This is a genomic window from Actinopolymorpha pittospori (genome assembly GCF_014873875.1).
Lineage (GTDB): Bacteria > Actinomycetota > Actinomycetes > Propionibacteriales > Actinopolymorphaceae > Actinopolymorpha > Actinopolymorpha pittospori.
Genome location: NZ_JADBEM010000001.1, coordinates 4,531,149 through 4,542,943 on the forward strand (window position 1 = coordinate 4,531,149; position 11,795 = coordinate 4,542,943).

General features: G+C 71.3%; 12 protein-coding genes. 11 read left to right on the forward strand and 1 reads right to left on the reverse strand.

Annotated features, from left to right (window positions below):
• The first annotated feature begins 256 nt into the window (after positions 1 to 256).
• From alr to HEB94_RS21480, 9 genes are all read left to right on the forward strand, one after another.
• Complete coding sequence (gene alr, locus HEB94_RS21440; protein ID WP_192751549.1) at positions 257 to 1,396, forward strand: alanine racemase; 1,140 nt, start codon at positions 257 to 259, stop codon at positions 1,394 to 1,396.
• Positions 1,396 to 2,535 (forward strand): alpha/beta fold hydrolase, encoded by a 1,140-nt coding sequence (locus tag HEB94_RS21445; protein WP_202896470.1) that lies wholly within the window; start codon positions 1,396 to 1,398, stop codon positions 2,533 to 2,535. The genes alr and HEB94_RS21445 overlap by 1 nt, the downstream gene beginning before the upstream one ends.
• A 40-nt stretch (positions 2,536 to 2,575) precedes the next feature.
• On the forward strand, positions 2,576 to 3,595 hold the full coding sequence (gene tsaE, locus HEB94_RS21450; protein WP_192751551.1) for a tRNA (adenosine(37)-N6)-threonylcarbamoyltransferase complex ATPase subunit type 1 TsaE: 1,020 nt from the start codon (positions 2,576 to 2,578) through the stop codon (positions 3,593 to 3,595).
• A gap of 9 nt (positions 3,596 to 3,604) precedes the next feature.
• On the forward strand, positions 3,605 to 4,243 hold the full coding sequence (gene tsaB, locus HEB94_RS21455; protein ID WP_192751552.1) for a tRNA (adenosine(37)-N6)-threonylcarbamoyltransferase complex dimerization subunit type 1 TsaB: 639 nt from the start codon (positions 3,605 to 3,607) through the stop codon (positions 4,241 to 4,243).
• A 12-nt stretch (positions 4,244 to 4,255) separates the two neighbouring features.
• The gene (rimI, locus tag HEB94_RS21460) at positions 4,256 to 4,723 is read left to right on the forward strand and encodes a ribosomal protein S18-alanine N-acetyltransferase (protein ID WP_192751553.1); all 468 of its coding nucleotides are present in this window, start codon (positions 4,256 to 4,258) and stop codon (positions 4,721 to 4,723) included.
• A gap of 306 nt (positions 4,724 to 5,029) precedes the next feature.
• Positions 5,030 to 7,162: an ABC transporter substrate-binding protein gene (locus HEB94_RS21465; protein WP_192751554.1), complete on the forward strand. Its 2,133-nt coding sequence runs from the start codon at positions 5,030 to 5,032 to the stop codon at positions 7,160 to 7,162.
• 177 nt (positions 7,163 to 7,339) lie between these two features.
• Positions 7,340 to 8,386, forward strand: a complete 1,047-nt coding sequence (tsaD, locus tag HEB94_RS21470; RefSeq protein WP_192751555.1) for a tRNA (adenosine(37)-N6)-threonylcarbamoyltransferase complex transferase subunit TsaD — start codon at positions 7,340 to 7,342, stop codon at positions 8,384 to 8,386.
• A gap of 231 nt (positions 8,387 to 8,617) precedes the next feature.
• Positions 8,618 to 9,691 carry a formylglycine-generating enzyme family protein gene (locus HEB94_RS21475; RefSeq protein WP_238361588.1) on the forward strand — a complete coding sequence of 358 codons (1,074 nt, stop codon included), beginning with the start codon at positions 8,618 to 8,620 and terminating at the stop codon, positions 9,689 to 9,691.
• A 67-nt stretch (positions 9,692 to 9,758) separates the two neighbouring features.
• On the forward strand, positions 9,759 to 10,292 hold the full coding sequence (locus tag HEB94_RS21480) for a GNAT family N-acetyltransferase (RefSeq protein ID WP_192751556.1): 534 nt from the start codon (positions 9,759 to 9,761) through the stop codon (positions 10,290 to 10,292).
• Between the two features lie 31 nt (positions 10,293 to 10,323).
• Here HEB94_RS21480 and HEB94_RS21485 read toward each other — a convergent pair whose 3' ends face one another.
• Positions 10,324 to 10,722: a rhodanese-like domain-containing protein gene (locus HEB94_RS21485; protein WP_192751557.1), complete on the reverse strand. Its 399-nt coding sequence runs from the start codon at positions 10,720 to 10,722 to the stop codon at positions 10,324 to 10,326.
• 119 nt (positions 10,723 to 10,841) lie between these two features.
• Here HEB94_RS21485 and HEB94_RS21490 point away from each other — a divergent pair, with 119 nt between their 5' ends.
• The gene (locus HEB94_RS21490; protein WP_238361589.1) at positions 10,842 to 11,054 is read left to right on the forward strand and encodes a helix-turn-helix domain-containing protein; all 213 of its coding nucleotides are present in this window, start codon (positions 10,842 to 10,844) and stop codon (positions 11,052 to 11,054) included.
• Positions 11,055 to 11,056: 2 nt separating this feature from the next.
• The gene (locus HEB94_RS21495; RefSeq protein WP_192751559.1) at positions 11,057 to 11,782 is read left to right on the forward strand and encodes a Clp protease N-terminal domain-containing protein; all 726 of its coding nucleotides are present in this window, start codon (positions 11,057 to 11,059) and stop codon (positions 11,780 to 11,782) included.
• Positions 11,783 to 11,795: the final 13 nt, after the last annotated feature.

Here is an 11,795-nt window from a genome sequence, read left to right on the forward strand (position 1 = left end):
AGCTTAGAGCGTGTCCGTCGACGGCGACCTCGCGCGGTCACGGGAGAGGGTTCGCCCCAAGAGTGCCTTTGGTCGTCCTCGTCCCGAGTCGTCCGGTCCCAGAGCCCGACAACCCCGCCCGCGCCCGGTCGGTCCCCCGCCGAGCGGGGAAGCATCGGTGAGCACCGTGCTCGGACGACTCCGGTCGGCGTTCTCACCTGGTTCGCGGCCTGCCTGGTCCGGCGGTGGGAGTGGGGCCTGGGAGACTGGAGCGGTCATGGATACAGCAGTTCGCGCCGAAGCGCTGATCGACCTCGCGGCCATCCGCGACAACGTCGCGGCGATCCGGCGCCGAGTCGGCACCGCCGCCGTCATGGCCGTCGTCAAGGCCGACGGCTACGGCCACGGGCTCGTCCCGGCGGCCCGCGCGGCACTCGCCGGCGGGGCCAGTTGGCTCGGCGTCGCCAACGTCGAGGAGGCGCTGACCCTCCGCGCGGTCGGCCTCGAAAGCCCCCGCATCCTGTCCTGGCTCGCCGCGCCGGGTGAGCGGTGGAAGGCCGCGCTCGACGCCAACATCGACGTCGCCGCGTACTCCCTCTGGCAGCTCGCGGAGATCGTCGAGGCGGCCGAACACTGTGACAAACGAGCCCGGGTCCATCTCAAGATCGACAGTGGCCTCAACCGCGGTGGAGCCGGGCCGAGTGACTGGCCCGCCCTCGTCGACGCGGCCCTGTCCGCGGAGGCGGACGGGGCCATCCGGGTCGTCGGGTTGTGGTCCCACCTGGCCTGCGCCGACGAACTCGGCCACCCCTCCATCGTCCGGCAGCTCAAGGCGTTCCAGGAGGCCGTGGAGTTCGCCGAGCGGGTAGGGATCCGGCCGGAGGTGCGCCATCTCGCCAACTCCGCCGCGACGCTCACCCTGCCCGAGACCCACTTCGACCTGGTACGCCCGGGCCTCGCGGTCTATGGCCTCTCACCCATCCCCGACGCCACGCCGGAACAGCTGGGGCTGACGCCGGCGATGACGGTCCGGGCGAGGTTCGCGCTGGTCAAGCGCGTCCCGGAGGGCGAGGGCGTGTCCTACGGTCACCGCTACGTCACCTCACGTGAGACCACGCTCGGTCTCGTCCCGCTCGGCTACGCCGACGGCGTGCCGAGGGCGGCGAGCAACGTCGGCCCCGTCTGGGCCGCCGGCCGGCGACGTACCATCGCAGGCACTGTGTGCATGGACCAGTTCGTCCTGGACCTGGACGACGACTCCATCGCCGCCGGCGACGAGGTCGTGCTGTTCGGCCCCGGTACGTCGGGTGAGCCAACGGCACAGGACTGGGCGGACGCGACCGGCACCATCTCCTGGGAGATCATCTCCCGGATCGGACCCCGCGTCCCCCGCCACTACGTCGGTGGAGGCACGTGATGGGCAAGGGCGGAAACCTGCTGGGCAGGCGGACCGGCCTGATCGGAGCGGCGACGGGCGTGCTCGCCGCCGGCGCGGCGGCCGGGGCGGCCGCCGGGATCGCGGTGGAGCGTTACGTCGTCGCCCGCCGCCGGGACCGAGACCTGCAGATCGAGGAGCCGCTCGGTACCCGCCGCGGTGAGCCGGTAATCGTCAAGACGTTGGACGGCATCGAGCTGTACGCCGAGGTCGACGGCCCGCGCCGGCAGCCGCCGCCGAGCCCGGTGACCGTCGTCTTCTGCCACGGGTACGCCCTCAACCTCGACTGCTGGCACTTCCAGCGCGCCGCTCTCGCCGACGAGGCGCGGCTGGTGCTCTACGACCACCGCTCCCACGGCCGCTCCGGCCGGTCGCCGCGGGAGCTGTGCAACGTCGACCAACTCGGCAAGGACCTCGCCCAGGTGCTCGAGACGGTCGCTCCCGAGGGGCCCCTGATGCTGGTCGGACACTCGATGGGTGGGATGACCATCCTGGCGCTCGCCGACCAGCATCCGGAGATCTTCGCGGAGCGGGTCGTCGGTGTGGCCCTGCTCGCCAGCAGCGCGGGCGGGCTGGACCAGGTGACGCTGGGCGTGCCCGGACCGGTCGGTCGGCTCGTCCACCGCGTCACGCCGGCCGTCGTCGCCGCGTTGTCGCGGGCGCCGGCCCTGGTCGAGCGTGGACGCAAGGCCGGCAGCGACGTCGGCTACCTCGTCACCAAGCACTACTCCTTCGGTTCGAAGGTGCCCTCGGCGCGGATCGAGTTCGTCGCGGAGATGCTCGCGGGGACGCCGATCGAGGTGGTCGCGGACTTCTATCCCGGCTTCGCCACGCACGACAAGTACCACGCGCTCCGGGCGTTGGACGGCGTGGAGACCCTGGTCATCGGTGGCCGAAACGACCTCATCACCCCGGTCGAGCACAGCCGGGAGATCGCCGAGCGGCACCCCGCGGCCGAGTACCTCGAGCTGTCCGACAGCGGGCACATGTTCCTGATCGAGCATCCTGAGGTGGTCAACGCCGCCCTCCAGGACCTCCTCGGCCGGGCCACGGAGTGCGCGCACGCGACGGCAGGTGAGCGCTCGCCGAGCGAGTCGAGCCAGGTACGTTCGACCGACTGACGATCATCCCAGTGGACCAACCGAAGCGGAGCGAGAGACCGTGATCGACCTGCACGTCGCCGAGGCGAAACCCACCGACGCGGCTGCCCTGGTAGGAGTCATCCACGCGGCGTTCGGCGCCCGGCCGCCGTTGAACCCACCCGGCACGGCGCTGCAGGAGACCACCGAGAGTGTCGAGGCCGCGCTGAGCGCGGTCGGCGGGCTGCTCGCCCAGGTGGACGGCGAGCCCGCGGGGGCCATCCTGCTCGCGGAGATCGACGGCGCTGACCACGGCGGCTCGACGCCCGAGCTCACGCGGTGGCTCGATCTGCGCCGCGTCTCGGTTCACCCGAAGTTCCAGAACCGCGGTGTGGCGACCGCCATGGTCGGCTGTGCCGAGGAGGTCGCGGCCGCCCGTGGGCTGGACGGCGTACGGCTGGTCGCTCGGGCCGAACTCCCCGCCACCCTGGCGTTCTGGGGGCACCGCGGCTACGTCGAGGTCGGGCGAGAAGGTACGACCGTCCACCTGGCGAAGCGGCTTCCCGTCGAGCTGGACGCCCCGGCTGCGCAGGACATGCGCGACGTCGGTCGACGCCTCGCCGCCGTGCTACGGGCGGGTGACCTCGTCCTGTTGGCGGGTGAGCTCGGTGCCGGCAAGACCACCTTGACGCAGGGCATCGGAGCGGGTCTGTCGGTGCGCGGCCAGGTGACCTCGCCGACGTTCGTCATCGCCCGGGTGCATCCCTCGACCGTGCAGGGACCCGCGCTGGTACACGTCGACGCCTACCGGCTCGGCGGTGTCGCCGAACTCGACGACCTCGACCTCGACGCCTCCCTCGACGAGACGGTCACCGTCGTCGAATGGGGCGAGGGCCTCGCGGAGGGGCTGGCCGGCGACCGGCTCGAGGTCGTGCTGAGTCGAAGCGTGGGTGCGGCGGGCGCGACCGCCGAGGACCAGGAGGACCTCCGGCAGGTCCGGATCGTCCCGGTCGGACCGCGCTGGCTCGACGTGCCCCTGCGCGTCGTCCTGGGCGCGGGCCCGGAGGAGGGCGTACGCGGGCCCGCCGTAGCGGCGGACTAGCCTGGCGACGTGCTGTTGCTCGCGTTCGACACCGCTACACCGGCGATCACGGTGGCGCTCCACGACGGGGCGTCGGTCCTGGCGACCTCGACCGTGGTCGACGCCATGCGCCATGGTGAGTTGCTCGCTCCCGGTATCGCCGCCGTGCTGGACGAGGCCGGCGCCCACCGCGGCGACCTGACCGAAATCGCCGTCGGTGTCGGCCCGGGGCCCTTCACCGGGCTGCGGGTCGGGCTCACCACGGCCCGGACGCTCGGGCACGTCCTGGACATTCCGGTCCGTGGGGTCTGCACGCTCGACGTGCTGGCCGCCGCGGCCGAGGTAGACGGGCCCTTCCTGGTGGCGACCGACGCGCGCCGCAAGGAGGTCTACTGGGCGAGGTACGCCGACCGGCACACCCGCGTCGACGGCCCGCACGTCGACCGGCCGGCTGACGTCGCCACGGCGGACGCCGTGGTCGGCCGTGGCGCGCTCCTCTACCCGGACGCCTTCCCGAAGTCGGTCGGCCCGGAGAACCCCTCCGCGGCCGACCTCGCCACCCTCGCGGTCTCCGGTGGCGTCTCGCTGCTCCCGCCCGAGCCGCTCTACCTCCGCCGTCCGGACGCGATCGAGCCCGGCGCCCGTAAGAGCGTCCTGACCGCACGGTGAGCGGGTGCCCTCATGATCAGGATCCGTCCGGCCAGCTCTGAGGACCTGGCCGTGCTGCGCGCCTTGGAGACGGCCTGCTTCGGCCGTGACGCCTGGGGCGAGGAGGCGATCGAGGGTGAGCTCGCCGGCGTACCCGCGACCCGCTGCGTCCTGACCGCCGAGGACCCCGAGGCGGCGGGTGATCCGTGCGACGTGATCGTCGGGTACGCCTCGCTGCTCGCCGTGGACGCGACCGCGGACGTCCAGCGGATCGCCGTACGCCCCGATCGTCGTCGCGAAGGAATCGGCCAACTGCTGCTGGACGCGCTCCTGGAGACGGCACGCGAGCGTGGCTGCGCGGAGGCGCTGCTCGAGGTGCGTGACGACAACACCGCGGCGATCGCGATGTATGAGGCGGTGGGCTTCGCCGAGATCGCTCGACGCCGTGGCTACTACCACGGCTGCGTCGACGCGCGGGTCCTCCGCCTCGCACCCGTCTGAGCCGCCGTTCGAGGATCCGCCGGCGTGTCGCCGTGGGCGTTCCGTGGGTGTCGGGCAACTCCTCGACGGAGCCGACATTGCCGAAGTCGGACGCGGTTCGAAGATCGCTTGACAGCGTGTCAGAGCCCACTTAGCTTCTACCGGAAATCGATTGCTCGCGAGTCTGGCGCGCAATGAACCACAGCTCTGGCAGTGCGGCGGAGCCGGCCACCCAGTGACGTCGATGCGCAGGTCCCGGGGCGGCTGTGGAGTAGGGCGCGGTGGACGCGCACCGCCTTCCGTCGCACCGTCGATCGGAAGGACGACATGGACAACCGAATCGGGATCAGCCGGCGTAGGGTTCTGCATCTTTCCGCTGTCGCCGCTGGCAGCGTGGTCCTGGCCGGTTGCTCCGGCGCCGGTGACGGGGCCACCCAGGGCGGCGGAGGCGGCAAAGCGACGAACTCCGCCTCGCCGGCAGCTAAGGGATCGAACACCAAGGCGCTTCCGGTTCCCGCACAGCTCAAGGAGGCCCCTGAGCTGACCAAGCTGGTGGACGCGGGCACGCTGCCACCGCTCAAGGAGCGGCTGCCGAAGAACCCCTACGTCGTACCCCACAACTGGCTGCGGCCAGGGAAGTACGGCGGCGCCATCAACACCGTCACTCCGGCGGGCGACTCGACGACGCACGCGGAGTTCATGTACGGCCACTCCCTCCTGCGGTACGTCAACGACGGCCAGGACATCGTCCCCGGCCTGGTGGAGTCGTGGGAGTCCAACGCCGACGCGACCGAGTGGACCCTGCACTTCCGCGAGGGGGTGAAGTGGTCCGACGGGCAACCCTGGTCGACCGAGGACATCATGTTCTGGTGGGAGGACATGGTCCTCAACGAGGACCACGCCGAGGTTCCGCCCGACGAGGCGCGGTCCGGCAAGGGCACGTTGATGAAGATGACCGCGCCCGACGCCCTGACCATCCTAATGAAGTTCGACGCGCCCGCGCCGCTGACGGCCGACCGGCTCGCCATGTGGGTCAAGCGTGGCAACGGACCCACCTGGATGGAGCCGAAGCACTACCTCAAGCAGTGGCACCCGAGGTACAACAAGTCGGTCCCGAAGGACTGGGCGACCGACAAGGGGGCCTTCGACCAGAAGCGCGCGTGGCTTCGTAATCCCGACTGCCCGGTCCTCACCGGCTGGAAGTGCAAGTCCTACAGCGAGGGACGTCGGGTCGTCTACGAACGCAACCCCTACTACTGGTGCATCTCCCCGGACGGCGCCCAGCTGCCCTATCTCGACACCCTGAACTTCAACGTCGTGCAGAACGCGGAAGTACAGAAGCTGCAGGCCGCCGAGGGCAAGATGAACTTCCTGTTCGGCGGCTTCACCTCGATCTTCCTCAACGACATCTCCGGGCTCAAGCAGGCCGAGGCGAAGACGAAGCTCAAGGTCCTGCTCTGGGACGCCGGCGACGGCAGCGGATCGCTGGTGTTCTTCAACCAGGACTACTACGAGCCAAAGATGCGGGCCCTCATCCGCAACGCGAAGTTCCGGCAGGCCCTGTCCTACGCCTACAACCGCGCCGACGTCCAGAAGGCGGTCTACTTCAACACCGGCGAGCTGACCACCGGGACGATGAGCCCGAAGGCGATCGAGTTCCACGTCAACGACGAGGGCAAGCAGCTCTACAAGCAGTGGCGCGACAGCTATGCGAAGTACGACCCCGAACTCGCCAAGAAGATGCTCGACGAGATCGGCGTGGTCGACAAGAACGGTGACGGCAAGCGGGAGATGCCGGACGGTACCCGGCTCCTCGTCCGTCTCGACTACCAGGCCGACACGGCGCCCGAACACCTCCAGAAGAACAACCTGCTGAAGCGGGATTGGGACGCCATCGGCATCGACACCCGGCTCAACCCCGTCCCGCCGGACGGTTACGGCGACCAGTGGCGGTTCGGGAAGCTGATGACCAACACCACCTGGGAGACCGGAGACGGGCCGAACTGCCTCGTCTACCCGCAGTGGCTGGTGCCGATCGAGTCCTCGCGGTGGGCGCCGTTGCAGGGTGAGTTCTACAACGTGCGGGGCACTCCGGCGGAGAAGACCGAGCAGGACGTCGACCCCTACAAGCGGACGCCGCCACGGGTGGCGCCCGAGCCCGACGGCCCGGTCGCGAAGCTGTGGAAGCTGTACGACCAGACCAAGATCGAGCCGGACGCGATGAAGCGGAACCAGCTGGTCTGGGAGATGGCCAAGATCCACATCTCCGACGGGCCGTACCTGCTCGGCGTCGTCGCCAACACGCCCTACGTCCTGCTGGTCCACGCGGACATGGGCAACGTCCCGACGAAGGAACAACTGGCCATGGGCGGCTTCGCCGCGCCGTGGATCCACCCGACGCCGGCGGTGTACGACCCCGAGACCTGGTTCTGGACCAACCCAGAGGAGCACCAGGTCTAGTCGTCCGACCCCGAGCTCCCGCCTCCCGGCCGGCGGCGTTGTCGTCGGCCAGGTGGCGGGGGCCGTTCACCCCTTGGTCCTGGTCGGCTGGACAGGCCATAGGCTCGGTCGGGTGAGGAGAGCGTTCTTGATGGTGGGGCCGGCGTTCGCGTCGGCCCGCCGATCCGAGGTGGCCCGGTGAGCGACGACCCCTTGGTGCTCGGCATCGAAACGTCCTGTGACGAGACAGGTGTCGGCATTGTCCGCGGCGGCACGTTGCTCGCCGACGCGATCGCTTCCAGCCTGGAGGAACACGCCCGGTTCGGCGGTGTGGTCCCCGAGGTCGCCAGCCGCGCCCACCTGGAGGCGATGGTCCCGTCGCTGGAGCGGGCCTGCGCCGAAGCGGGCGTCCGCCTCGCCGACGTCGACGCTGTCGCGGTCACCAGCGGACCAGGCCTCGCCGGAGCCCTGCTCGTCGGCGTCGCGGCCGCGAAGGCGCTGGCCATCGGGCTCGGCCGGCCCCTCTACGGCGTCAACCACCTGGCCGCTCACGTGGCGGTCGACACGCTCGAACACGGGCCGCTGCCCGAACCCTGCGTCTCCCTCCTGGTCTCCGGCGGGCACTCCTCCCTGCTGCTGGTCGAGGACGTGACCGGGACCGTCGATCCGCTCGGCTCGACCATCGACGACGCCGCGGGGGAGGCGTTCGACAAGGTCGCCCGACTGCTCGGACTCCCGTTCCCCGGCGGGCCCTACGTCGACCGGGAGGCGAAGGCCGGTGACCCGGCGTACGTCGTCTTCCCGCGCGGCCTCACCGGCCAGCGCGACCTCGCCCGGCACCGGTTCGACTTCTCCTTCTCCGGCCTGAAGACCGCTGTGGCCCGCTGGGTGGAGACCCGCGAGCAGCAAGGACAGCCGGTCCCGGTGGCCGACGTCGCCGCGTCCTTCCAGGAGGCGGTCTGCGACGTCCTGACCCGCAAGGCCGTGGACGCCTGCCGGACCCGCGGTGTCGACGACCTCCTGATCGGTGGCGGTGTCGCCGCCAACTCGAGGTTGCGGGCGATGGCGGAGGAACGCTGCTCCGCGGCCGGCATCCGGCTGCGGGTGCCCCGGCCGAAGCTGTGCACCGACAACGGCGCGATGGTCGCCGCCCTCGGCGCGCAGATGCTGGCGCGGGGGCGCACGCCCTCCAGCCTGGACCTGGTCGCGGACTCCTCGCTGCCGGTCACCACCATCGCGAGCTGACTCCGGTTCACCCCGCCCGGGTGGTGCCCCGGCGCCCCCGGTCCGACGAATATCGGGCTACGGCTTCCCCCGAGACGGTGGACCCGACGAGACGTCTCGGCGGCGGCCCCACCGTGCGACCGCGAAGTGGTCCCCACGATGCGGTCGCGACGGTTGACAGGCTGGGAACAGGAAAAGGAACCACACAGGCCCTGTTCCGGGCTCGGTCCCGACGTGTCCCCAGGAGCCGCCATGTCCTCGACCCACACCACGACGGAGCCGGTGGCCCTTCCCGGCTCCAGGCCTGGCAAGAAGATGGTGTGGGTACCCGGCGGCACCTTCGCGATGGGCTCGCAGGACTTCTATCCCGAGGAACGCCCCGTCCGGCAGGTGGACGTCGACGGCTTCTGGGTGGACGAGCACCCGGTCACCATCGCGGAGTACCGGCGTTTCGTCCGGGCGACGGGATACGTCACGGTCGCCGAACGCTCGCTCGACCCGTCGCGCCATCCGGATCTCGACCCGCGGTTGCTCGCGCAGGGATCGTTGGTCTTCCACAAGACCCCCGGACCCGTCGATCTGTCCGACCACCGCAGCTGGTGGTCGTACGTGCCCGGCGCGTGCTGGCGGCGGCCGGAAGGGCCCGGGAGCAGCGTGCACGGACGCGAGCGCCACCCGGTCACCCACGTCGCCTACGAGGATGCCGAGGCCTACGCGATCTGGTCCGGTAAGGAACTCCCGACCGAGGCGGAGTGGGAGTACGCCGCGCGGGGCGGTCTGGACGGTGCGATCTACGCGTGGGGTGACGACTTCAGTCCGCAGGGGCGGCTGATGGCCAACACCTGGCAGGGTGAGTTCCCCTGGCGCAACGCCAGACTCGACAGGTTCGAGCGGACGTCCCCGACCGGGATGTTCCCGGCCAACGGCTACGGGCTGCTGGACATGACCGGCAACGTGTGGGAGTGGACGTGCGATCTCTACCACGCCCGCCCGGGCGATCGGGGCGCGAAGGCCACCTGCGTTCCGCACACAAAGCGGCTGAGCCTGCCGCGGCAACGCGCCGCGGAGGACGCGCCGCGCGACTCCCCGGGCGGCGCACCCGGTGGCTCGGCTGGCGGCTCGACCGGTGACTCGGCTGGCGGCTCGGCTGGTGACGGGGGAGCGGACGAGGCGTTCGAGCATGCCGTCGTCCGAGTGATCAAGGGTGGCTCGTACTTGTGCTCCGCGACGTTCTGCTTGCGGTACCGGCCGGCGGCGCGGCAGGCGAAGGACAGCGACACCGCCACCTGCCACCTCGGTTTCCGCTGCGTGGTCCGTCCGCGCTGAGCCCCTGCGGTCCGCCCGCGCTGAGCCGCCGAGCGGTCCACCCGGCTCGGTTGGTTAGCGTGTGCCGGTGGACGAAACCACGACATACCTCGAGATGACGGCACCCAGTGACCTGCGTCCGTCCCGTCCCGTCCCCGCCGTCACGGTGGAGCCGACCGAGCCCGGTTCGCCGCTGATCGTGCCGGTGCAGGTACGGATCGGGGAGCCCTACGCCTGGCCGAGTGTGTTTCGTACGGCGCAGGAGTGGGCGGAGCGGTTGGCCGACCCGCTGCGTCAGTACTGGCTCATCCGGTACGACTCCGAACTCGCCGGGGCGCTCGACGTGCTGCGGCGCCCGGAGGGTGAGGTCGAGATCACGACCTTCGGGCTGGTTCCGGAGTACGTCGGACGAGGTGTCGGCGGCTACGCGTTGACCGTGGCCGTGCGGGAGGCGTGGAACGTCGAACCGCTGGGCGCGGACACGGTACGACGGGTGTGGCTGCACACCTCCTCCCTGGACCATCCCAACGCGCTGGGCAACTACCAGCGCCGGGGGTTCCGGGCGTACCGGCGAGTGACCGGTCCCTCGGCCCGGCCACCGGTGACGCCGCCGGCGCACTGACCCGGCGAGGGTCGACCGACGGGATCCGTGCTCATCGTCCCCAGCCGATGAACGACCTGCGCCAGCGCCGCCACCACGGCCTCGCCCGCCGCGGCCCGGGCTCGGCACCCGTGCGGATCGGGAGCCCGGCCGCAGCCCACGCCTTGGTGCCACCGCGCAGCGACAACGCCGGACGGCCGAGGTGGGCAAGGCGCTCGGCGCCCCGGCGGGAACGGTTGCCGAGCGAGCACACGGTCAGCACCTGACCCGGTGGCAGGGAGTCCAGCCGGAACGCCAGCGTGTCCAGCGGGACGTTGATCGCCCCCGAGATGTGGCCGGCGGCGTACTCCTCCGGGGTCCGGACGTCGAGCACCGGGTCTCCCGCGGCCCACAGCGCCCGGGCGACCTCGAGGTCGACGTCCTCCGGCTCCGGTGGCAACAGGTCGGCCATGGTCCAAGGCTCCCACCGCGGGAGCGGCGGTTCGCGCCGACGGCCGGACGAGGCCCGGCGCCCTCGGGAGGCGTCAGCACATGTTGACGCTCACCGCTCGTCAGCATATGCTGACGAGCATGGATGTCGCGCAGCTTGGTGAGGCGGCGACCGGGACCGACCCCGACTCCGGCCTGCGGGCCGTGGCCGCGCTCCGCACCCTGGTCGAGCGTCTCGAGGCCGCCCAGATCGACTCCGCTCGGGCGCAGGGGTGGTCCTGGCAGGACATCGCCGCCCGGCTCGGTGTGACGAAACAGACCGTGCACCGGAAGTACCGGTCGAGAAAGGGCTGAGCATGTTCGGAGGGGACCTGGCCGAGGTGGGGGAGGCACTCGGCGACGCGTACCGGACCGCGCGGTCGGTCGGCAGCCGGTGGGTCGGCAGCGAGCACCTGCTCCTGGCCCTGAGCCGTCGCGACGACGACCTCGGTGGCCTGCTGCGAGCCGCGGGAGTGACGCCCGAGCGGATCGAGGGCGTACTGGCCCGGCCCGGCATCCGGCCCGCGGCGATCGAGGCCGAGCGCGCCGCACTGGCCGTCCTCGGCGTTGAACTCGATGAGTTGCGGCGCCGCGCGGAGGCCGGACTGGGTGCCGGCGTCCTCGATCCCAGGCCCGGGCGGCCGCCGCTGCTTCCGTTCGGCGGTCGACGTGCCCGGGAGTGGGCGGCCCGCCGCCGGCCCCCGATCGGACCCGACGTCCAGGCGATCTACGAGGCGTCCCTGCGACTCGCCCTCGCCCGCCGCGAAACCCACCACCGGATCGAGCACCTCGCCCTCAGCATGCTCACCCTCGACCAAGGGACGGCCTGGCTCCTCGACCAGGTGGGCGCCGACCGGACGCGCCTCGAGGCCGCCGTTCATCGCCGCTACCCGCTTCCGGTACGCAACGTCGTCCTCCGGCTCGACCGCCGGCTCGGGTGGCGGTCGCGGCGGCGGGACATCATCCGCAGGTTCGCCACCACCTCGGGCGCACCCGCGCTGGGGCCGATGTCGCTGACACTGGGTGATGGCCTGACGGCCTGACGGTCATCGGACG

Excerpts from the sequence above, each read along its gene's own strand:
- alr (WP_192751549.1), top strand. The coding sequence starts at position 257 with ATGGATACAGCAGTTCGCGCCGAAGCGCTGATCGACCTCGCGGCCATC.
- HEB94_RS21445 (WP_202896470.1), top strand. The coding sequence starts at position 1,396 with ATGGGCAAGGGCGGAAACCTGCTGGGCAGGCGGACCGGCCTGATCGGA.
- rimI (WP_192751553.1), top strand. The coding sequence starts at position 4,256 with ATGATCAGGATCCGTCCGGCCAGCTCTGAGGACCTGGCCGTGCTGCGC.
- HEB94_RS21465 (WP_192751554.1), top strand. The coding sequence starts at position 5,030 with ATGGACAACCGAATCGGGATCAGCCGGCGTAGGGTTCTGCATCTTTCC.
- HEB94_RS21475 (WP_238361588.1), top strand. The coding sequence starts at position 8,618 with ATGTCCTCGACCCACACCACGACGGAGCCGGTGGCCCTTCCCGGCTCC.
- HEB94_RS21485 (WP_192751557.1), bottom strand. The coding sequence starts at position 10,722 with ATGGCCGACCTGTTGCCACCGGAGCCGGAGGACGTCGACCTCGAGGTC.
- HEB94_RS21490 (WP_238361589.1), top strand. The coding sequence starts at position 10,842 with ATGGATGTCGCGCAGCTTGGTGAGGCGGCGACCGGGACCGACCCCGAC.
- HEB94_RS21495 (WP_192751559.1), top strand. The coding sequence starts at position 11,057 with ATGTTCGGAGGGGACCTGGCCGAGGTGGGGGAGGCACTCGGCGACGCG.